General features: G+C 71.8%; 14 protein-coding genes. 6 read left to right on the top strand and 8 right to left on the bottom strand.

Annotated elements, in window-relative coordinates; genetic code table 11:
• Nucleotides 1-4: 4 nt before the first annotated feature.
• Nucleotides 5-2,542, bottom strand: a complete 2,538-nt coding sequence (locus tag GPA10_RS20775) for a ThuA domain-containing protein (RefSeq protein WP_425505793.1) — start codon at nucleotides 2,540-2,542, stop codon at nucleotides 5-7.
• A 244-nt stretch (nucleotides 2,543-2,786) separates the two neighbouring features.
• On the opposite strand from GPA10_RS20775, the gene GPA10_RS20770 reads away from it, so the two are divergent.
• Nucleotides 2,787-3,890 carry a multicopper oxidase domain-containing protein gene (locus tag GPA10_RS20770; protein WP_246259505.1) on the top strand — a complete coding sequence of 368 codons (1,104 nt, stop codon included), beginning with the start codon at nucleotides 2,787-2,789 and terminating at the stop codon, nucleotides 3,888-3,890.
• A gap of 136 nt (nucleotides 3,891-4,026) precedes the next feature.
• Here the strand turns inward: GPA10_RS20770 and lplAB are convergent, their stop codons facing one another.
• Nucleotides 4,027-5,091 carry a lipoate-protein ligase LplAB gene (gene lplAB, locus GPA10_RS20765; RefSeq protein ID WP_157166818.1) on the bottom strand — a complete coding sequence of 355 codons (1,065 nt, stop codon included), beginning with the start codon at nucleotides 5,089-5,091 and terminating at the stop codon, nucleotides 4,027-4,029.
• Between the two features lie 116 nt (nucleotides 5,092-5,207).
• Between lplAB and GPA10_RS20760 the strand changes: the two genes are divergently transcribed.
• Nucleotides 5,208-6,251 (top strand): LacI family DNA-binding transcriptional regulator, encoded by a 1,044-nt coding sequence (locus tag GPA10_RS20760; protein ID WP_343041157.1) that lies wholly within the window; start codon nucleotides 5,208-5,210, stop codon nucleotides 6,249-6,251.
• Nucleotides 6,252-7,242: 991 nt separating this feature from the next.
• Nucleotides 7,243-8,421, top strand: coding sequence for an acyltransferase family protein (locus GPA10_RS20755; RefSeq protein ID WP_157166817.1), 1,179 nt, complete (start codon nucleotides 7,243-7,245; stop codon nucleotides 8,419-8,421).
• 45 nt (nucleotides 8,422-8,466) lie between these two features.
• Here GPA10_RS20755 and GPA10_RS20750 read toward each other — a convergent pair whose 3' ends face one another.
• On the bottom strand, nucleotides 8,467-9,690 hold the full coding sequence (locus GPA10_RS20750; RefSeq protein WP_343041156.1) for a glycoside hydrolase family 64 protein: 1,224 nt from the start codon (nucleotides 9,688-9,690) through the stop codon (nucleotides 8,467-8,469).
• A gap of 311 nt (nucleotides 9,691-10,001) precedes the next feature.
• On the opposite strand from GPA10_RS20750, the gene GPA10_RS20745 reads away from it, so the two are divergent.
• Entirely contained in the window at nucleotides 10,002-10,790 is a 789-nt protein-coding gene (locus tag GPA10_RS20745; RefSeq protein ID WP_157166816.1) for a VOC family protein, read from the top strand.
• Between the two features lie 131 nt (nucleotides 10,791-10,921).
• On the top strand, nucleotides 10,922-11,173 hold the full coding sequence (locus GPA10_RS20740; protein ID WP_058851423.1) for a WhiB family transcriptional regulator: 252 nt from the start codon (nucleotides 10,922-10,924) through the stop codon (nucleotides 11,171-11,173).
• Between the two features lie 20 nt (nucleotides 11,174-11,193).
• On the opposite strand, the gene GPA10_RS20735 is transcribed toward GPA10_RS20740, so the two are convergent.
• From GPA10_RS20735 to GPA10_RS20720, 4 genes are all read right to left on the bottom strand, one after another.
• Nucleotides 11,194-13,665 carry a hypothetical protein gene (locus tag GPA10_RS20735; RefSeq protein WP_343041155.1) on the bottom strand — a complete coding sequence of 824 codons (2,472 nt, stop codon included), beginning with the start codon at nucleotides 13,663-13,665 and terminating at the stop codon, nucleotides 11,194-11,196.
• Between the two features lie 95 nt (nucleotides 13,666-13,760).
• Nucleotides 13,761-14,744, bottom strand: coding sequence for an acyl-ACP desaturase (locus tag GPA10_RS20730; RefSeq protein WP_343041154.1), 984 nt, complete (start codon nucleotides 14,742-14,744; stop codon nucleotides 13,761-13,763).
• A gap of 166 nt (nucleotides 14,745-14,910) precedes the next feature.
• Entirely contained in the window at nucleotides 14,911-17,304 is a 2,394-nt protein-coding gene (locus GPA10_RS20725) for an ATP-binding cassette domain-containing protein (protein WP_157166815.1), read from the bottom strand.
• 10 nt (nucleotides 17,305-17,314) lie between these two features.
• Nucleotides 17,315-18,955: an ABC-F family ATP-binding cassette domain-containing protein gene (locus GPA10_RS20720; protein WP_157166814.1), complete on the bottom strand. Its 1,641-nt coding sequence runs from the start codon at nucleotides 18,953-18,955 to the stop codon at nucleotides 17,315-17,317.
• Between the two features lie 486 nt (nucleotides 18,956-19,441).
• On the opposite strand from GPA10_RS20720, the gene GPA10_RS20715 reads away from it, so the two are divergent.
• Nucleotides 19,442-20,338, top strand: a complete 897-nt coding sequence (locus GPA10_RS20715; RefSeq protein WP_157166813.1) for an isocitrate lyase/PEP mutase family protein — start codon at nucleotides 19,442-19,444, stop codon at nucleotides 20,336-20,338.
• A gap of 81 nt (nucleotides 20,339-20,419) precedes the next feature.
• Here GPA10_RS20715 and ssgD read toward each other — a convergent pair whose 3' ends face one another.
• Nucleotides 20,420-20,836, bottom strand: a complete 417-nt coding sequence (ssgD, locus tag GPA10_RS20710) for a spore wall synthesis regulator SsgD (RefSeq protein WP_058851427.1) — start codon at nucleotides 20,834-20,836, stop codon at nucleotides 20,420-20,422.
• Nucleotides 20,837-21,171: the final 335 nt, after the last annotated feature.

Here is a 21,171-nt window from a genome sequence, read left to right as displayed (position 1 = left end):
CTCATCACTGCGCCTTCCTGGCCAGGTCGCCCGCGGCCGGGGTCGCGGCCCCGCCCTTGTACGTCACGCGCCACAGCGCCGACTTGGCGTCCGAGGTGAAGAAGCCGCGCCCGTAGTCGAGGACGTACAGCGAGCCGTCCGGCGCGAACTTCCAGTCCATGAGGTTCTTGATGTGGTCGTCGCCCACCGGAACGATCTTGCGGAGGGACTCGGCGTGCACCGGCGGACCGCCCTTGCCGACCGTCTTCGGGTCGGTGAGCACCGCGTGCCGGGGCTGGTCGCCGTCGTAGAAGTCACCGACGAACCACTTGCCGTCCCAGTACGAGGGCCACTTGCCGGCGGACGTGCTCGCCGCGTCGTAGCGGTAGACCGGGCCGTTCATCGTCGCCTGGCCGCCGCCCTTGAGCCACGGCAGGAGCTGCTTGGCCTCCTCGGGCTTGTAGCTGGGGACGCCGTTCGCGTCCCGCGGGTAGTCGACGCCGCCGCCCTGCGGCGAGTACCAGATGGTGTTGGGCTCGGCCGGCGGGATCTTCACCAGGCCGTCGTTGTGGGGCGACTCGTTGCGCAGGTTCTCGCAGTCGTACCAGCCGAGCGGCTTGCTCGGATCGGGGAGATTGCGGTCGCGGTAGGGCTGGTTGTTGCCCATGCAGTACGGCCAGCCGCGGTTGGAGGCGTGGGTGATCGCCGCGAAGGTGTCGTACTTCGCCGGGCCCCAGGTCGTCGACGCCTGTCCGGCGTCCGGGCCGACCCAGCCCGCGTACAGGGTGTCGGTCTTCTTGTCGACGAAGATGCGCGCCGGGTTGCGCACACCCATCACATAGATCTCGCCGCGTGTCTTGCCGCCGCCCTCGTCCTGCTCCTCGCCGGTGAAGAGGTTGCCTTCGGGCAGCGTGTACGTGCCGTCGGGCTCCGGGTGGATGCGCAGGATCTTGCCGTTGAGGTTGTTGGTGTTGCCCGCGGTGCGGCGGGCGTCGGCGAAGGACACGCCCTTGAAGTGGGGTTGGGGGTTGTTGCCGGAGTAGCCGTCGCTGAACCCGGACGAGTTGTTGTCACCCGTGGCGATGTACAGGTTGCCCTTGGAGTCCCAGGACATCCCGCCGCCGGAGTGGCAGCAGCTGTGAATCTGCACCGGCCACTTGAGCAGCACCTTCTCGCTGTCCATCACCAGCTTGTTCGTGGCCTGGTCGAAGGTGAACCGGGAGACATGGCGCTCGGCCATGTGCGTGTCGCGGTTGATGCGCGCGTGCGGCGTGTAGTGGAGATACACCCAGCCGTTCTGCTCGAACCCCGGATCGAGCTCGATGCCGAGCAGGCCCTCCTCGACCTTGATCAGCTCACCGCCGCCGCCCTTGTTGCCGAAGACGGTGAGTGCCCCGGCGAGCGTCGACTTCTTGGTCTTCGGGTCGTAGACGTGGATCTCGCCCCTGCCCTTGCCGACGTCGGGGTTGTTCCAGTCGGTGACGACGGGCTGGGAGGAGTCGGCGCCGCCGCGGCCGATGTGGAAGACCCGGCCGTCGGGCGCCGTGACCAGGCCGTGCGGCTCGCCGATCTGGTCGTTCTGGCCCGGCTTGTTGGGCTGGGTCAGGCGCTCCGCCGTGTAGTTGGCGTTGATGGTGGCCTTGCAGTCGGCGCGGGCGAGCCGCGTCGTCCACAGCAGGGCACCGCGCAGATGGCCGCGGAAGTCGGTCTCGTCGTAGGCGTCCGCCGTGCCGCCCATGCCGGTGTAGAAGGACCGGCCGCCGTCGTAGTCGCGGCACCAGGACACCGGGTGGTCCCAGCCGTTCGCGCCCTCGCCCGGCTTGTATGTCGCCTCGCGCACCCGGGCCACGGTGTGCACGTCACCCGACGGATTCTTCTCCCAGTTCAGCCACTTGTCGGGGCGCTTCCACTCCAGGGGGAGGTCCTTGGTGGCGGGACTCTGCCGGTCGCCGACCTCGACGGTGGCGCGCTGGACCGCCGTCGGACCCGGGTCCCTGGGGCGGGCGCCGATCAGACCGGTGAACCACGAGGAGTACGGTTCCGCGCGGGCCGCGTCGTGCAGGCCGAGGAAGCCGCCCCCGGCCTCCATATAGGCCTCGAGGCCCAGCTCCTGCTCGGCGTCCAGGACGTCGCCGCCACCGGTCACGAAGGTGACGGCGTTGAACCTGCCGAGCTTCTTGGCGTCGGTGAACACCGCCGGGTCGTCGGTGGCCGCCACCGTGAAGCGCTGCTCGGCCGGCCCGGACCTGCCGATCTTCTCGACGGCCGCGATGGCGGCGTCCACGACCGGCGACTCGTCGCCGTCCGCGGCCGAGCCGTAGAACACGAGCACCCGCACGTTCGCGCTCCCCGGCGGAGCCGGAAGAGCGCGCGACATCGTTGTCTTGAAGTCGTCGGACGGTGGTCCGGGGAAGGGGCGTGCGGAGGCTCCCGGACCCGTCAGGACGCCGGTGACGACGGCGCCGGAGAGCAGGGCCGCGGCCCAGGCGCGCCGCCCGGCTCTCTGTCTGGATCTGCCCAACCCGCCGGATGCAACGGGTCGTTGAAGCGGTGTGAGCCGCATGAGTACACCCACCCCTCGTCGGTCACGGCAACAGCGGTCACAGCAACAGCGCCGCTGAAGCTAGACCTCTTTTCGCGGCCCGCCAATAGGTATGACCGCACTTCGTACGAACTTTGTCCTGCCTGTGGATAAACGAGGGCCCGGCCGCTACCGTGTGGCCGGATCCGGTGCCTCGTACGCCCCGGGCGGTCCCGCCCGATTGCGTACGAACGGTCAGTTCCCGTACCCCAGTGGGGAGTTCAGGATGGACAGACGGAGCTTCAACCGGCGGATGCTGGTCGGCGGCGCGGCGGCGGCAGCTGGGGTGACATCGTTGTCGGCCATGGCGCCGGACGCTGTTCCCGCCGAGAAGCCGCCACGGACGGCGCCCGCGGGCGGTGAGGTGCGGCGCATCAAGATGTACGCCGAGAAGCTTCCCGGCGGGCAGCTCGGCTACGGCCTGGAGAAGGGGAAGGCCACCGTCCCCGGGCCGCTGCTCGAACTCAACGAAGGGGACACCCTGCACGTCGAGTTCGAGAACACCACCGACGCCGACGTCAGCCTGCACGTGCACGGCATGGACTACGAGATCTCCAGCGACGGCACGAAGCACACCAGGTCCCAGGTGGCGCCCGGCGGCAAGCGCACCTACACCTGGCGCACCCACGCCCCGGGCCGCCGCAAGGACGGCACCTGGCGGCCCGGCACCGCGGGGTACTGGCACTACCACGACCACGTCGTGGGCACCGACCACGGCACGGTCGGCGTCCGCAAGGGCCTCTACGGCGCGGTGATCGTGCGCCGTGAGGGCGACATCCTGCCCGACCAGACCTGCGTCGTCGTCTTCAACGACATGCTCATCAACAACAGGCCCGCGCACTCGGGCCCGGACTTCGAGGCCACGGTCGGCGACCGGGTCGAGTTCGTGTCGATCACGCACGGCGAGTACTACCACACGTTCCACATCCACGGTCACCGCTGGGCCGACAACCGCACCGGCCTGCTGACCGGGCCCGACGACCCGAGCCAGATCCTCGACGACAAGATCACCGGGCCGGGGGACTCCTTCGGCTTCCAGGTGATCGCGGGCGAGGGCGTCGGCGCGGGGGCGTGGATGTACCACTGCCACGTACAGAGCCACTCCGACATGGGGATGGTGGGCCTGTTCCTGGTGAAGAAGCCGGACGGGACCATTCCCGACTACGAGCCGCATCATCCGCACGCGGGCGCGGAGAGCTCCGCCGGCGGGGCGGAGAACAAGTCCGCCGGTGAGGCCGGTGAGAAGTCCGCCGGTGAGGGCGGCGGGAAGTCCGCGAAGCCGCCGGAGGCGGAACCGGCCGACGGGGGCTCGGGCCATGAGCACCACTGACCGGGGTCCGGCCGTCCCGGGAGGGTGCGAGCGCCCCTGACCGGGTGGGCCCGGTACGCGGGGTGACCCGGTGGGCCCGGCACGCCGGGAGGCTGCGAGTGCCCCTCGTCGAGGCCGGTCTGGCGGTGCGGCGGGGCTACGGCACCCGTGCCGTCCACTCCGGCGCGCCGAACTTCGTTCGGACCAACTCCTCCGCGCGCGCCAGCTCCGCGGCGGTGACCCCGCCGGAGGCGAGGCCGTAGCGGGAGCGGAAGGAGTCGATCATCCGCTCGATGACCGTCTCGCGCGGCAGACCGGTCTGGCGGCGCAGCGGGTCGACGCGCTTCTTGGCACTCTTGGTGCCCTTGTCGGACAGCTTCTCCTTGCCGATGCGGAGCACCTCCAGCATCTTGTCGGCGTCGATGTCGTACGACATCGTCACGTGGTGCAGGACCGCGCCGGGACCGCCGTCCGGGCCGACCATCCGCTTCTGCGCGGCCCCCGCGACCTTGCCGACCTCGGTGGCGATGTCGTTCAGGGGCTGGTACCAGGCCTTGATGCCCATGTCGCCGAGCGCTTCGAGGACCCAGTCGTCCAGATAGGCGTAGCTGTCGGCGAAGGACAGGCCGGAGACGAGCGACTCCGGCACGGCCAGGGAGTAGGTGATGGTGCTGCGCGGCTCGGCGAACATGGCGCCGCCGCCGGAGATGCGCCGCACGACCGTGACGCCGTGCCGGGCGACGCCCTCGGCGTCCACCTCGTTGCGCAGCGACTGGAAGCTGCCGATGATCACGGCGGGGGCGTCCCACTCCCACACACGCAGCGTCGGCGGGCGCCGCCCGGCCGCGACCTCGGCGGTGATCACCTCGTCCAGGGCCATGTGCAGCGCCGGGGACTGCGGCGCGTCATGGATGAGCTGCCAGTCGTAGTCGCTCCAGTCGCCGGCCTGCGCCAGGGCGCGGCGCACCGCGACGGCCACGCTCTCCGTCGTCAGGCCGAACAGGACGGCCGACTCAGGCAGGGCGGCGTCGATCCGGGAGGTCAGGCCTGCCGTGTCCGTGTCGGCGGGGGCACCTTCGAGGGCGTGGTCGATGGCGAGGAGGGCCTCGTCGGGTTCCAGGAAGAAGTCGCCCGACACACGGACGTTCTTCAGGGTCGCGTTCTCGACGTCCAGATCGACGACCACGAGCTTGCCGCCGGGGACCTTGTACTCACCATGCATGAGGCAAAGGTACCGAGTGTCCGGGTGCGGGGCCGCCCACGGCCGCCCCGGGAGCACGCCGGGGCGGCGCGGGCCGGGGCTATCCTGTGCGGCAACCGTCGACGAGGAGTCCCGAGGTGCCCGAGGCAGCATCGCGTCCCACGCTGGAGGCCGTGGCCGCGCGGGCGGGAGTGTCGCGGGCGACCGTCTCCCGCGTGGTGAACGGCGAGGCGGGGGTGCGCGAGGCGCTCGCCGCGAAGGTGCGGCGGGCCGTGCAGGAACTCGGTTACGTTCCCAACCGCGCCGCCCGCAGCCTCGTCACCCGGCGCCACGACGCCGTCGCCGTGGTCATCGCCGAGCCCGAGACCAGGGTCTTCGGAGACCCCTTCTTCGCCCTCCAACTGCGCGGCATCAGCAAGGAACTGACGGCCCGTGACGTGCAGCTCGTGCTGCTCCTGATGGAGGGCAGGGACGACCACGAGCGGGTCGGACGCTATCTCGCGGGCGGCCATGTGGACGGCGCGCTCGTCTTCTCGCTGCACCTGGACGATCCGCTGCCCGGCATCATCCACGGCGCCGGGGTGCCCACGGTGTTCGGCGGCCGCCCCGGCTGGGCGGGCGGCGCGGACAGCGTCCGGTACGTGGACTGCGACAACCGCGGCGGTGCCCACCAGGCCGTACGGCACCTCGTCGGACTCGGCCGCCGACGCCTCGCCCACATCACGGGGCCGCTCGACCAGACGTCCGCCGTCGACCGCCTCGACGGGTACCGGGACCTGGTGCCGGACGCGGGACCCGAACTGGTCGCCGAGGGCGACTTCACCCTGGCCGGGGGCGAGCGCGCCATGCGCCTGCTCCTCGACCGCCGCCCCGACGTCGACGCCGTGTTCGCCGCCAACGACGTGTCGGCGTCCGGGGCCCTGCGCGTGCTGCGCGAAGCGGGGCGGCGGGTGCCGCAGGACGTGGCGGTCGTCGGCTTCGACGACATGCTGCCCGTCGCGGAGCAGGCGGAGCCGTCCCTGACGACGGTACGGCAGGAGATCGAGGGCATGGGGCGGCTGATGGCGGCGATGCTGCTCCGCGGGCACGGCCGCGTCCGGGACGCGGCCGCGGGCGCGGGCGAGGCGGGGCCCGACCGCGTGGTCCTGCCCACCGCGCTCGTCCGCCGGGAGTCCGCCTGACGGCGTTCGTCCGCCGGGGGGCCGCCCGCCGGGCTTGTCCGCCGTGAGTCCGCCTGAGGGTGTGCGTGCGCCGGGGGTCGGCGTGGCGGTGTTCGTGCGCCGTGAGTCCGTCTGACGGTGTGTGTGCGCCGGGGGTCGGCGTGGCGGTGTTCGTCCGCCGGGTTCCGCCCACTGGGTTTGTCCGCCGTGAGTCCGCCTGAGGGTGTGCGTGCGCCGGGGGTCGGCGGGGCGGTGTTCGTGCGCCGTGAGTCCGTCTGACGGTGTGTGTGCGCCAGGGGTCGGCGTGGCGGTGTTCGTCCGCCGGGTTCCGCCCACTGGGCTTGTCCGCCGTGAGTCTGTCTGACGGTGTGCGTGCGCCGGGGGTCCGCCTGACGCTGTTCGTCCGCCGCGAGTCCGCTTGGCGGCGTTCGCCCGCCAGGTTCCGCCCACCGGGCTTGTCCGCCGTGAGTCCGTCTGACGCTGTGCGTCCGCCGCGAGTCCGCCCGACGCCGTCCGTCCGCCGGGGGTCCGCGTGGCGGTGTTCGTCCGCCGGGAGTGCGCCCGCCGGGAGTCCGCCTGGCGCCGCGCGCGCCGGGGGCCTGCCTGGCGGTGTTCGTCCGCCGGGAGCCCGCGCGGCGGCGTTCGCCCCTCGCGGGTGCGCCCGCCGTGCTCGCCCCGGGGAGTCCGTCTGTCGGCGCGCGTGCACCGGGAGCCGTCCGGCCGCTTTCTCTCGCCGAAGGCGTCCACCCGCACGCGCGGTGGCCGTGCCGGCCGTCCTATTCCCGGCGTGGTGCATTCCGGATTCTCCTTCGACCCGCTTGCGAACTCGCTGTTCAAGTCGCTTGCGTGACGAAAACATCCTCCGCTTCCTTTCGGGCCCGTACTGTCGGCGGTACACGGCAGCAGTGCATGGCCAGTGAAATCTTGCGGCCCGGGAACCTCAACCGTCAGCCTCTATGCACCACTTGGCTGCTCGGAAGCCGGCGGTTCGGAAGCAAGCGGAGGGTTCCCCATGAGCAACGACGTCTTACGTCCCCAACTGTCCAGACTGCCGTCCCTCAGCGGGATGCGATTCATCGCGGCGCTCCCCGTATTCGCTTTCCACGCGACCTCGGGCATGAATTTCCTGCGGGGCGACACCGGTGATTTCTTCGCCGACATCTTCAAGGACACCGGCACGCCGAGCGTGAGCTTCTTCTTCATTCTGAGCGGCTTCATATTGACCTGGTCGGCACGGCCGCGCGACACGGTGCCCGGCTTCTGGCGGCGCCGCCTGGTCAAGGTCTATCCGAACCATCTGGTCGCCTTCGCGGCCGCCGCCGTGATCATGCTGATCGCCTCCGACCCGATCGAGGCGAAGAAGTTCTTCACCAGCCTCTTCCTCGTCCAGTCCTGGGTGCCGGAGATCCTCGTACCGACCGGGATGAACCCGGTGGCCTGGTCGCTGTCGTGCGAGGTGTTCTTCTACCTGAGCTTCCCGCTGCTGCTGCCCCTGGTGCGGCGCCTCACGACGCGCGCCCTGTGGGCGGCGGGCGCGGTCCTGCTCGCCGTTCCCTGGGCCGTCGCCCTGGTCGCCCAGCACACCGTCGACGGCGTGCCCGTCGTGCCCGGCGAGGCCCTCGCGTACGAGCAGATCTGGCTCGTCTACTTCTTCCCGCTGACCCGCCTGGCGGAGTTCGTGCTCGGCATCGTCGTGGCGCGCCTCGTCCTCGGCGGCTCGGTGCCACGGGTGGGCCTCGTCCCGGCCGCGCTGTTCGCGGTGGGCGGCTTCGTGCTCAACGCGCACGTGCCGTACCTGTACAGCCTCGGCGGCACGGCCGCCTTCTGGGTGGTGCCGCTGATCGTGGCGGGCGCGACGGCCGATGTGCGCGGGACCCGCTCGGCGATGCGCGGCCGGGTGATGGTGCGGCTCGGCGAGCTGTCGTTCGCCTTCTACCTGGTGCACACGCTGTTCCTGATGTCGGCGCAGCGGTGGCTGGTGCAGGACCTGTCGGCGGGCGCCGCGCTCGCCGCGCTCTTCGGGTGTCTGGCGGCGAGCCTCGCCGTGTCGTACGCCATGTTCCGTTGGGTGGAGGCGCCGCTGGTGCGCAGGTTCGGCAGCGTCGCGCGCCCGTGGCGGAACCCGCGGGAGGAGCCGCCCGCGGCCACCGTGCCCGCGCCCCTCGCGGGCGCGACGGACACGAAGGACTAGCCGCGACGGAGCACGCCCCGGCCCGAGGAGGGCCGGGGCGCCGGTCTACGACCCCACCGTCACCGTGAAGCGGCGCGGGTTGCCGTCGTGGGCCGCGCCCGACACGTCCGGCTGGCCGTCGGGACGTACGTCGTCGTACGGGAAGGCGTACCCGATGGGCGAGTTGGCGTGCACGACGCGCGCCCAGTGGTTGGTGACGCCGCGGTAGTAGTCCCCGGCCGAGGTGCCGTTCGGCTGGGAGGGGTGGGTCAGCATGATGCTGCGGTTGAAGCCGGCGGCGAGCCGGGCCAGCAGGCCCTTCTTGTCGTCGGAGTCGTTCGGGTTGTTGGTGAACGGGCCGTGGTTGCAGGTGAAGATGTCCTTCGACGAGGGCTTGGCGAAGGTGTGGCCGCCCTGGAAGGTGAGGGTGTCGCCGGAGACCCGGCCGACGCGCACGCCCCGGCCGCCCTGGAGGTCGATCCGCAGGTCGGTCGTGCGGTACTTGTCCCAGACCTGGTCGACGTAGCTCTTGAAGAGGTCGCGGAAGGGCATCTCGGCGGGGCGGTCGAAGTAGGGGGCCATGAGGTTCTGCGGCGAGATCACCCGCAGCACCCCGCTGTCGCCCCTGATCACCAGCTTGTCCCAGGGCTGCCCGTCCCGGCCCGCCTGCGCCACCAGGTCGGCCGCGATCTTCTCGACCGCCCCGCCCGGCAGCGGTGCCACGGTGTGCACGGCGTCGCCCGCCAGGGTGAGGCCGATGGGCAGCGCGGTCACCAGGTCGACATAGCTGATGTTCGCGAACAGCTGGGTACTGTTGAAGGTGAACTCGCAGAACGACCACCTGCGGCCGTAGTTCGGGTCCGCCTTGGTGGCGAAGGCCGGTTCGACCAGGGCCGGGCCCGGGTTGAGGAAGAAGTCCAGCTTGTCGTCGCGGACGAAGTACACCCGGGCGCCGTACATCTGCGGGAGTGTGAGCACCTTGGGTGCGGAGCCCGCCGCCCCGAGCGGAATGGCGCAGTCCACCGGCAGCGGCGTCTGCGGGGCCGACGGCGACTCGGGGCGGTAGACACCGCCGTCGGGCTTGAGCAGCACCCAGCGCCCTGTGCCGTTCTCGTGGCCGGTGACGTACGCGCGGACCTGGCCCGGCAGCGACTTGTTCACCAGGGCCAGTTCGCAGGTGGCGGGGGCGGCGGCCGCCTGGGGGCCGGGAGCGCTGCCCCAGGCGGGGTGGGTGAGGGCGCCCGCGGCGACGGCGGCGGACGACGTCAGGAACACTCTGCGCGATATCACGAGATGTCTCTCCTGGCTGCGAGGTGGGGGGAGTGCGGCCCGGGTGCGCGGTGGTGCGTCGACGTGCCCCCACTGTCGTGGCGCGGAAAACACGGCGTCAAGAGGTGTGACTGAGAGCGCTCTCAGAATCTTCTCCGAGTTCACAAGATGACGGCGCCCGGCTGCGGAGGGTGACGGCGGTGGCCGCCCACCCGGGCGGTGCGCCCCCTCGGGGCCGACCCGGAGCCGGTGCGGCTGCCGAGTGTCAGTGGCCGGTGCCAGACTCGGCAGTGACGGACGAGTGAGCGCCACACACGACGAAGGAGTCGATCATGCTCAGTACTCTCCCTGTCACCGGAGCCCCGATCTGGGCCGACCTCGGCACGACGGACCCGAAGGGCGCCGCCGCCTTCTACCGCTCCCTGTTCGGCTGGGACTTCGAGCAGGGCGGTGAGGAGGTCGGCGGGTACGGCACGTTCCGGCTCGACGGCAGGGCCGTCGCCGGCGGGATGGCGGTCACACCCGACATGGGCGCCCCGTCCTGGTCGCTGTACTTCCGCACGCCGGACGCCGACGCCACCGCCAAACAGGTCGAGCAGGCCGGCGGCAGCACCACCTGGGAGCCGGTCGGCATCCTCGACCTCGGCCGGATGGCGGGCTTCACGGACGCGGCGGGGGTGGCCTTCTCGGTGTGGCAGCCGGGCGAGCACAAGGGCTTCGAAGCGGTGAACGAACCCGGCGCGCTGATCTGGACCGAGCTGTACACCCCGGACATCGAGGCGGGCGCCGCGTTCTACGGCGCCGTGTTCGGCTGGCGGACCCTCACCCAGCCCTTCGAGGACGGTTCGTACACCATGGTGTATCCCGGCGAGGGCACCGAGGAGGACATGTTCGGCGGTCTGTGGCCGCTGGCCGAGGACCCGGCCGAGCAGGAGGCCGGCGCCTACTGGCTGCCGTACTTCCAGGTCGACGACATCGACGCGGTGGTGGAGCGGGCGCGCGCGGCCGGGGGCGCGGTCCGGGCCGCGCGCATGGACCTCGCGGGGGTCGGCGCCTTCGCCAAGCTCGCCGACCCCCACGGCGCCCGGTTCGCGCTGATGCAGCCGGAGCCGCCGCAGTGAGGACACCGGGGCCGGGGGCCGCTCCCGAGGCGGGCCCCGGCCATGTGGCCCGACCGGGCCCAGATGTCCTGGCGCGCCTCGTTGAGCGAACGTTGATCCGTTGTTTCGCGCAGTCGCGCAGGATCACCGTCATGCACTTCGACACCACTGCGACCGAGCCCGAACCCGCCTGGCGGGAGCAGGCGCTGTGTGCGCAGACCGGACCCGACTTCTTCTTCCCCGAGCCCGGAAGCTCGGTGCGAGAGGCCAAGCGGATCTGCCGTCTGTGCGACATGCGCCCGGCCTGCCTGGCGTACGCCATCGACAACGACGAACGGTTCGGGGTCTGGGGCGGACTCTCGGAGAAGGAACGGCAGAGCCTGCGGCGGGAACGCGCGGCCTGAGCGGACCCGCCGCGGCCCGCTCAGGCGTAGTCCACCTCGAACCGCCGGGTACCCGCGGGCAGGTGCACGTCGTCGCCGGCCACCGGCACCTGGCGGCCGTCCGCCGACACCGCGCGCACGGTGCCGAACCGGCACGGGTAGACGTACCGCACCTGCTCCGGGGCCCCGGTGATGTCCACGCTCACCCTGCGGGCCGCCGCGTCGTGCGCGAGCCGGTAGCCGAAGGGTGCTCCGAACAGCGTGGGCGCCGAGTCCACGGCGACCGTCTCGCCGTCCGGAACCCAGTGCGGGCGGACGCCCGGCGCGATGTACAGATGCGGATCACGGTCCTCGTCGGCCTCGAAGAACAGGATGTCGCGGAGCAGCAGGAGATACTCCGCGGCGGCCCAGCCGTGCGGGATGTCCCCCATGTACCAGTGCCTGCCGGGGACTTCGGCGAAGCCGGACGCGACGGGGAACGCGTGCTGCTCGTTCCACGCGCCGAGCGCCACCGCCCGGTCGTCGACGCGCGGCTGGGAGGCGGCCACGGTCCAGCCGAGCAGCGCGTCCATCCGGGCGGCGTTCCCGGCGAGCAGGTAGGCGTGCGCCAACTGCAGGGTCAGATAGGGTCCGTACGCGTTCCAGGCGGCTTCGTGCCGGAAGCCGCCCGTCACGAACCGCGCGTACATGGTGTCCAGGGTCCAGCGGGCCGCCCGGTCGATGTCGTCGCCCAGCTTGCTCCCCATGTGCAGACGCAGCGGATGGAAGTACGCAGCCGCGCCGATCATCGTCGAGTCGCGGCGGCCGACGTCGGCGGGCCCGGTCGGGATGTACGTCTCCCACTCGCCGCGCCGCCGCTGCTCGTCGAGGACCCAGCGGATCGACGCGGCCGTGGCCTGCCTCAGGTCGTCGAACGCCCCCCACAGCTCCCGCGTCTGCGGAGTGCCGAGGCGTTCGGACAGGCGCGCCGCCTCGTACAGTCCCGCGATGCCCCACAGGTCGTCCCAGTAGTGCGGCTTGTCGCGCTCGCCGAGGTGCTCCGCGCTCCAGCCGCTGTGCAGCAGGCCGTAGCCGTCGCGGTTGTCGCGCAGCCAGCGGGCGCCGTCGATGACGTAGGGGGTGTAGAGCTTCGCGCCGAACGCGGCGGCGCGGCCCGCCGTGCGGTCGAACCTGCCGATCGCCCACAGGGCCTGGCCGTTGCTGTCCCACTCGTGGTCGTCGCGCTCGTGCGGGCCGCCGTAGAAGCCGTACTCGGCGCACGGCCCGATCCGGCCCGTGCCGCGGTTGAAGCGCAGCGGGTAGTGCGTGCCCAACTGGTGCTCCGCTAGGGCTGCGTCCCCCACCAGGGAACACGCGGTCGCCTCCACCGAGGAGTCCCGGATCCAGAACGAGTCGTACACCGTCGGCCCCGGGTGGATCTCGCCGTGGTCGGAGAGGACGAGCAACTGCCCGCGTGCCTGCCGGAACAGGTCCGCCAGATGCGCCACGGGATCGGGCAGCGCGGGCTGCACGCCCTGCCCGAGGAGCTTCGCCGCCCAGAACCTGCCGTGGTCCTCCTCGAGTTCGGTGGCGGGCGTGGCGCGGATCTCGGCCAGGTCGGCGGAGCCGCTGTAGAGGTCCACCGGGAGCCGCACGTCGACCTCGAACACCGCGCCGTCCGCGAGCCGGAACGGCCAGCCGAACGCCGCGCTGCACAGCCCCGCCACCTGGTCCTGCGCCTGGAGAGCCGCGTTCAGCTTGCCGCCCACGGCGAGGTCGTGGAACGGGCTGCGGGCCAGATACGCCGCCGGGTCCGAGGAGAAGTCCGGGTTGCCGTACACGCCGTAGTGCTCGGGCGGCGTGTCGAACAGCGGGCCCCAGCCGCTGTTGGTCTCCACGCGGGCCTCGTCGGGCAGATAGCGCAGGAACGTCAGCCTGCGGTCGGTGGCGCCCGCGTCGCGGCGGTCGTGCCGCTGGAAGCCGGTCGGTCCCGCGGGCAGCACCGCCGCGCACAGCCAGCCCTCGCGTGCGGGGCCGCCGGGTCCTGTGACGCGCAGCCGGGTCACCGTGAGGTCCCGCTGCCGCGCGCCGACCGGTACCGCGAAGGTCCGCTGCGTGAACCCCAGGCCGTCCACGGCACGGAACGCCGTCTCGATCACCGGGAGGTGCGGCGCCTGGACGCGCTGGCCGACGGTGCCGCACCGTGTGAGCTGCGGCACGCTCACGGTGCCCGACGCCGGGTCGTACAGGAAGAACGCCAGACAGTACTTGTCGTAGACCGGCTCGATCTCCCCGGCCTGTCCGATCAGCGACTCCTGGCGGTGGTCCTTGACGCCCACCATGTGCCAGTAGCGGTACAGGGCGTTCGAGGAGAAGGCGGCCTCCTTCGACTCGTACGTGCCCGCGTCGAAGTCGTCGCTCCAGCGCCGGAAGGCGGCCTGCGCCCACCAGGGCACCGGGTACGGCACCCGGGCCCGGTCCGCCCAGCTGCGCCACATGACCTCGTAGAACATCCACTCATGGGTCCGTGCCACGTCCGTGCACCCCCTGGGGTCGACGGCTTGTGTGCTCGTCTGCCCAACATGGCACCGGGGGGTCGCACCGTAAATCGCACGCGGCGCGCGCCTGCTCAGGCGCGGGTCGCGCCCCGGGCCGCGGCGCGGGCCTTGCGGGCCGCGAGGCGCTCGTCGAACTTCGCGGCCTCCGCGTCCAGGCCGCCCATGAAGAAGCCCAGCTCCTCCTGGGCCTTCGCGCCCTCGGGGCCGAGGCCGGGGACCTCCATGACCTTGAGGAAGCGGAGGACGGGCTGAAGCACGTCGTCGTGGTGGATGCGCAGGTTGTAGACCTCGCCGATCGCCATCTGCGCGGCGGCGCGCTCGAACCCGGGAATGCCGTGGCCCGGCATGCGGAAGTTGACGACGACGTCACGGACGGCGCACATCGTGAGGTCGGGGGCGAGTTCGAAGGCGGCCCGCAGCAGGTTCCGGTAGAAGACCATGTGCAGGTTCTCGTCGGTCGCGATGCGCGCCAGCATCCGGTCGCAGACGGGGTCCCCGGACTGGTGGCCGGTGTTGCGGTGGGAGATGCGGGTGGCGAGCTCCTGGAAGGCCACGTACGCCACCGAGTGCAGCATCGAGTGCCGGTTGTCGGACTCGAAGCCCTCGCTCATGTGCGCCATCCGGAACCGCTCCAGCTCGTCGGGGTCCACGGCCCGCGAGGCGAGGAGGTAGTCGCGCATGACGATGCCGTGGCGGCCCTCCTCCGCCGTCCAGCGGTGCACCCAGGTGCCCCAGGCGCCGTCGCGGCCGAAGAGCGAGGCGATCTCGTGGTGGTAGCTCGGCAGGTTGTCCTCGGTGAGCAGGTTCACCACGAGGGCGACGCGGCCGATGTCCGTGACCGGCGACTGCTTCTTCTCCCAGGCCTCGCCGTCCTCGAAGATGCCGGGGAAGTTCCGGGCGTCGGAGAACGGCACGTACTCGTGCGGCATCCAGTCCTTGGCCACCCCCAGGTGCCGGTTGAGCTCCTTCTCGACCACTTCTTCCAGGGCGTACAGGAGCCGGGCGTCGGTCCAGGTGTCGCTCGGGCTGCCGAGGTGGGGAGAAGTGATCGTCACGGGGTCTCCTGGGGACGGGAGGGGGAGGGGAGCGGCGGCCGGGGGATTCCGGGCGCCGCGAGCGGTTTGTACCTACGGCATCGTAGGTTACGTTCCCGTAGGTTAAGCCCTCCGTAAAGGCACCCCCAAACCGGGGGGCGATGTTCCGCCGCAACCGGAGGGCTCCCTACCGCCCTGCCGGGTACCCCACCGAGCCGCGCAGATGTTCCGCGGTGAACGATCCGCGGGCGGCGAGCAGCTCCCGCGGGGTGCCCTCGAAGACGACCTGCCCGCCGTGCTTGCCGCCGTCGGGCCCGAGGTCGATCACCCAGTCGGCGTGCTTGACGACCTCCAGGTCGTGTTCCACGACGAGCACGGTGTTGCCGGCGTCGACGAGCCGGTCGAGCAGGGCGAGCAGCCCGTCGACGTCGGCCATGTGCAGGCCGGTCGTCGGCTCGTCCAGGATGTAGACGGCGCCCGTCCGGTGCAGCCGCGTGGCCAGCTTGACGCGCTGGCGCTCACCGCCGGAGAGCGTCGACAGGGGCTGCCCGAGGGTGAGGTAGGTCAGCCCCACGTTGCGCAGGGCGTCGAGCCTGCGGCGCACCGCGGTGTCGGGGAAGTCCGCGAAGAAGGCGATCGCCTGCTCGGCGGTCATGTCCAGGACGTCGGCGACGGAGCGGCCGCCGACGGTCAGACGGAGCACCTCGTCCTTGAAGCGCCGTCCCGCGCACGCCTCGCAGGTCGTCGTCACCGGGTCCATGAACGCCAGGTCGCTGTAGATGATCCCGCGCCCCTGGCAGCTCTCGCACGCGCCCCGGGAGTTGAAGCTGAACAGGCCGGGCTCGGTCCCCGTGTGCCGGGCGAAGAGTCCGCGCACCCGGTCCATGATCCCCAGATAGGTCGCCGGGGTCGACCGCCCCGAGATGCCGATCGACGACTGGTCGACGACCACGGCGTCGGGGTGCTGCTCGACGAAGGACCGGGACACCAGGGTGCTCTTGCCGGAGCCCGCGACGCCGGTGACGGCCGTGAGCACACCGGCGGGCACCCGCACGCTGACGTTCCGCAGGTTGTGCAGATCGGCGTCCTTGATCCACATGTCTCCCGTCCGCTCGCGCGGGCGGTCCTTGACGCCGCGGGCACGGCGCAGACAGCGGCCGGTGAGGGTGTCGGCGTCCCGCAGCCCCCGCGGGGTGCCCTCGAAGACCACGAGGCCGCCGTCGGTGCCCGCGGCGGGCCCCATGTCGACGACGTGGTCGGCGAGGGCGATCACGTCCGGGTCGTGCTCGACGACAAGCACGGTGTTGCCCTTGTCGCGCAGGCGGAGCAGCAGGTCGCCGAGGCGGCCCACGTCGCGCGGGTGCAGCCCGACGCTGGGCTCGTCGAAGATGTACGTCATGCCGGTGAGGCTGGAGCCGAGGTGGCGCACCATCTTCAGGCGCTGCCCCTCGCCGCCGGACAGCGTGGACGTCTCCCGGTCGAGGCTGAGATAGCCGAGCCCGATGGCCTCGACACGTTCCAGGGCGGCCACGGCGGCCCCGGCGACGGGCCCCGCCACCGGGTCGTCGATCCGGCCGAGCACGGCGATCAGGTCGGTGACCTCCATGCGCGCGCAGTCGGCGATGGACAGGCCCTCGACGCGGGTGGCGAGCGCGGCGGGGTTGAGGCGGGCGCCGTCGCAGGCCGGGCAGCGGTCCTCCACCAGGAACGACTGCACGAGGTCCCGGGTGCGCTGGGCGAGCGCCGACAGGTCGCGGTTGAGGTAGAGCCGCTCGAAGCGGTCGGCGAGGCCCTCGTAGTCGATGTCGCGGCTGCCGCCGGTGTTGTCGACGCTGACCTTGCGTTTCCTGGCGCCGCGCCCGTCGCCCCGCAGCAGGAACCGCCGCTCCGCCGCGGTGAACTCGCCGACGGGCTTGTGCGTGTCGAGGTCGGTGGTGTGGGTGTACGTCTGGCCCTGCCAGGTCCCGACGGCGAACGGCGGGAACAGGATCGCGCCGTCCGCCAAGGACCTGGCCGGGTCGAGGATGCGGTCGTAGTCGGGCCGCACGGTGCGGCCGATGCCGTCGCACCGCGGGCACATGCCGCTCGGGTCGTTGAAGGAGTACGCGGTGGCCCCGCCCGCGCTCGGGGTGCCGTGCCGCGAGAAGAGGACCCGGATCACCGAGTGGATGTCGGTCATGGTGCCGACGGTGGAGCGGGAGTGGCCGCCGATCGGCCGCTGGTCGACGACGATCGCGGGCGCGAGGTCCTCGATGGCGTCCGCGTGCGGCCGCTCGTACTTCGGCAGCCGGTTGCGGACGAACCAGGTGAACGTCTCGTTCAGCTGCCGCTGCGACTCCACGGCGATCGTGTCGAAGACGACCGACGACTTTCCCGAGCCCGAGACCCCGGTGAAGACCGTCAGACGGCCCTTCGGGATGCGCAGGTCCACCTCCTTCAGATTGTTCTCGCGAGCTCCGGTGAGCGTGATGTGCTGGTGGTCGTACAGGGAATTCCGCTGGTCGGACGAAGGATCCCGGTGGTCGGACGAGGAATCCCGGTGGTCGGACAAGGAGTCCCGTGCCTGGCTGACGTCTCGCATGCGTCCGACGCTAGGCGGGATACCCGACAGCTTCTGTCGGGTTTTTCACCTCCTTGAGCTCCTCGTCGAGCAGGAGCCAGCGTGTGATCCCGAGGGACTCCAGGAACGGCAGGTCGTGGCTGGCGACGAGCAGCGCGCCCTGGTAGCTCTCCAGGGCGCTCGCCAGCTGCCGGACGCTCGCCATGTCCAGGTTGTTCGTCGGCTCGTCGAGCATGAGGAGCTGCGGTGCGGGCTCGGCGAGGAGCAGCGCTGCGAGGGTGGCCCGGAAGCGTTCGCCGCCGGACAGGGTGCCGGCGAGCTGGTCGGCCTTCGCGCCCTTGAACAGGAACCGGGCCAGGCGCGCCCGGATCCTGTTGTTGGTGGCGTCCGGCGCGAACCGGACGACGTTCTCGACGACGCTGAGTCCGTCGTCGAGCACGTCGAGGCGCTGCGGCAGGAACCGCAGCGGCACATGCGCCTGCGCCTCGCCGGACCGCGCCTCCAACTGCCCGCCGATGGTGCGGAGCAGCGTGGTCTTGCCCGCGCCGTTGCGGCCGACGAGGGCGATCCGCTCGGGGCCGCGTACCTCGAAGCCGCCCTTCAGCCTCGCCCCGTAACGGAGCCGCAGGTCGAGGAGCGTCAGGACGGTACGGCCCGGCGGTACGGCGGTGTACGGCAGGTCGACGCGGATGTCGTCGTCGTCGCGCACCGCTTCCACGGCGTCGTCCAGGCGGTCCTTGGCCTCGGCCAGTTTCTCCTCGTGCAGGATGCGGTGCTTGCCCGCGGACTCCTGGGCGGCGCGTTTGCGGTTGCCCATGATGACCTTCGGCTCCCGCTTCTGGTCCCACATCTTCTGGCCGTACCGCTTGCGGCGGGCCAGTTTGACCTGGGCGTCGCAGAGTTCGCGTTTCTGCTTGCGCAGATCCGCCTCCGCGACCCGCACCATGCGTTCGGCGGCCTCCTGCTCGACGGTGAGGGCCTCCTCGTACGCGCTGAAGTTCCCGCCGTACCAGTGCACTTCGCCGTCGCGCAGGTCGGCGATCTGGTCCACGCGGTCCAGGAGCTCCCGGTCGTGGCTGACCACGACGAGGACCCCGGACCACGCGTCGACGGCCGCGTACAGGCGGCGGCGCGCGTGCAGGTCGAGGTTGTTGGTGGGCTCGTCGAGCAGCAGGACGCCGGGCCCGCGCAGGAGCAGCGCGGCCAGGCGCAGCAGCACCGACTCGCCGCCGGACACCTCGCCGGTGGTCCGGTCGAGCCCGATGTGGCCGAGGCCGAGCTGGGCGAGGGTCGCCGTGGCGCGCTCCTCGACGTCCCAGTCGTCGCCGACGGCCGCGAAGTGCTCCTCGCTCGCGTCGCCCGCCTCGATGGCGTGCAGCGCGGCGCGCCGCCCGGCGATGCCGAGGACCTCGTCGACGCGCAGCGCGGTGTCGAGGGTGGCGTCCTGCGGCAGGTACCCGACGTCGCCCGCGGTGCGGACGGCGCCTTCGCCCGGCGTCAGTTCACCGGCGACGAGTTTCAGGAGCGTCGACTTGCCCGATCCGTTGCGGCCGATGAGGCCGGTCCTGCCGGGGCCGAACGCCGCCTGGAACCCGTCGAGGACGGCTGTCCCGTCCGGCCAGGCGAAGGAGAGGGCGGTGCAGGTGATGGACGTGGTGACGGGATGTGACATACGGGCCTCGCGGTTGCTTGCTGGAGCGTGGGTGTCGGGCAAACGCGTAAGGACACCGCGGCAACCGGGGGCCTGGGAGTGCGGGGAAGGCCCGGTGCCGGAACGGACGGCTCGTACGCCGAGGTCGCACGCGACGTGCACAGCGAGGGCGTCGTGAACGGACGGATGGTGTTCACGGGTGGCTGTGCGACGCGGTGTCCCAAGACCTCAGACGAGCAACGTCCTTCTCCGATCGACGGCAACAGAAGCGTTGTCCAACGTAGGGAGGGCGCCGGGAGCGTGTCAACGGAATATCGCGGCCCGAGGGCGGGCCGCCGACGGGCCGCGGGCGGCCCCGCCGACGGTCTGCGGATGAGCCTGCCCACGGTTCGCGGACGAGCCGCCGGTGGTCCGTGGGCGGCTCTCACGGGCCGCCTCTCGGCGGCCGTACGGCGATGTCGGATTCTCGCCAGACCGGGGTGCGCGGGGCCTGCTTGAGTGCTGCGTATGACGAACCAGAACGACACCGCGACGGCGACCGCGGTCGTCGCCGCCGCTTCCGCCCACGCTTCCGCGTCCACTTCCGTATCCGCATCCGCCTTCCGTGCCCTGCACACCCCCGGAACCCCGCTCGTCCTGCCCAACGCCTGGGACGTCGCGAGTGCCCGCGTCGTCCGGGCGGCGGGAGCGCGGGCCGTCGCCACCACCAGCGCGGGGCTCGCCTGGGCCCTGGGCACCGCCGACGGCGACCGGCTCACCCGCGACCGGGCGGTCGCCGCGGTCGCCGCGATCGTGGACGCCGTCGACGTGCCGGTGACCGCCGACATCGAGAGCGGTTACGCGCCGGACGCGGCGGGCGTGGCGGACACGGTGCGGGCCGTTCTCGACGCGGGCGCCGTCGGCGTCAACATCGAGGACGCCCGGCACGGGGCGGGCGAGCCCCTGCGGCCCCTCGCGGAGCAGTCCGAGCGCATCGCGGCAGCCCGCAAGGCCGCTGACGCGGCGGGTGTGGAACTGTTCGTGAACGCGCGTGTCGACACGTATCTGCGGGGCGTGGGCGAGGGCCCGGACGCGCGGCTCGCGCTCACCCTGGAGCGGGCCGCGGCGTATCTCGCCGCGGGGGCGGACGGCGTCTTCGTGCCCGGCGCGGTCGACACGGCGACGGTCGCGGCGCTGGTCGAGGGGATCGACGGGCCGGTGAACGTGATGGCGGGTCCGGGCGCGCCGCCGGTCGCGGACCTGGCCGGGCTCGGCGTCGCGCGTGTCAGCGTCGGCTCCGGCATCGCACAGGCGGCTCACGCGCTGGTCCGCAGGGCGGCGACGGAGCTGCTCGCCGAGGGGACGTACGGAGCGCTCGCGGACGGCCTCGACTACGGCGAGCTGAACGAGCTGTTCGGCGGCTGACGGGGCTCCTGCGGCAGCGCGAGTCCTGCGTCAGCGCGAGTCCTGCGTCAGCGCGCGTCCCGCGTCAGCGCGCGTCCCGCATCAGCACGCGTCCCGCATCAGCTCGGCCAGGTCCTGGTCCAGGTCCACATGCCGGTGCTCCTGCCCGACCGGCACCAGGGCGGTCGTGCGGTGCAGGAAGCGGCGCAGGTCGCCGGTGCGGATGTGGACGATGGCGGTGCCCTCGGGGGCGTGGAACTCCAGGACCGTGCGGTCGTACCCGTAGGGGCGCACCCGTACGTCGCCGTTGCCCGACGCCGTCTCCACGCCCTGCGCGAGCAACTCCCGGGCGAACGTCCAGAAGACCTCGACGCCCTCCAGGGTCGCCGGGGCGGGGAAGCTCATCCGGACGGCGAACGGGTCGCGCCGGTCGTAGTGGAGCGTGGCGGGGATGGTGGGCATCCGGGGCGCGGCGGCGACCAGGCGGGCCTCAACGGCTTGCTCGATGACAGTGGACAACGCCTGCTCCCTCAACTCTGACGGCTGGACGACCGGGGTGCGCACGACCGGGGTCGGGCACTTGAATAGACGTCGGAATCAGAAGATCCGTGCACGCGAGGACCCCTCCGAAGCGAGTGACGTCTGTCACCGCGACATGCCGCACGTGCCACGGGCCCCGGTTCCGCCGTCTGGACGAGGCCCCGGGGGTGGGTTAGCTTCGCCCCGCCACGAGAGGCATGGGGCAGGCGGACCGGGAGGGGCGTGCGATGCGTGCGACACGGGCGATACGTGCGATACGGGCGACACAGTCGATACGTACGAGGAGAACGAGGAAAACGAGGAGAACACGGCGC

This window comes from Streptomyces typhae (assembly GCF_009755605.1).
GTDB lineage: Bacteria > Actinomycetota > Actinomycetes > Streptomycetales > Streptomycetaceae > Streptomyces > Streptomyces typhae.
This window is presented reverse-complemented; position numbering and strand designations above follow the sequence as displayed.

What these genes read in the sequence shown, in the direction of transcription:
- GPA10_RS20775 (WP_425505793.1), bottom strand. Translation starts at nt 2,542, where the DNA reads ATGCGGCTCACACCGCTTCAACGACCCGTTGCATCCGGCGGGTTGGGC.
- GPA10_RS20770 (WP_246259505.1), top strand. Translation starts at nt 2,787, where the DNA reads ATGGACAGACGGAGCTTCAACCGGCGGATGCTGGTCGGCGGCGCGGCG.
- lplAB (WP_157166818.1), bottom strand. Translation starts at nt 5,091, where the DNA reads ATGCATGGTGAGTACAAGGTCCCCGGCGGCAAGCTCGTGGTCGTCGAT.
- GPA10_RS20755 (WP_157166817.1), top strand. Translation starts at nt 7,243, where the DNA reads ATGAGCAACGACGTCTTACGTCCCCAACTGTCCAGACTGCCGTCCCTC.
- GPA10_RS20745 (WP_157166816.1), top strand. Translation starts at nt 10,002, where the DNA reads ATGCTCAGTACTCTCCCTGTCACCGGAGCCCCGATCTGGGCCGACCTC.
- GPA10_RS20740 (WP_058851423.1), top strand. Translation starts at nt 10,922, where the DNA reads ATGCACTTCGACACCACTGCGACCGAGCCCGAACCCGCCTGGCGGGAG.
- GPA10_RS20725 (WP_157166815.1), bottom strand. Translation starts at nt 17,304, where the DNA reads ATGCGAGACGTCAGCCAGGCACGGGACTCCTTGTCCGACCACCGGGAT.
- GPA10_RS20720 (WP_157166814.1), bottom strand. Translation starts at nt 18,955, where the DNA reads ATGTCACATCCCGTCACCACGTCCATCACCTGCACCGCCCTCTCCTTC.
- GPA10_RS20715 (WP_157166813.1), top strand. Translation starts at nt 19,442, where the DNA reads ATGACGAACCAGAACGACACCGCGACGGCGACCGCGGTCGTCGCCGCC.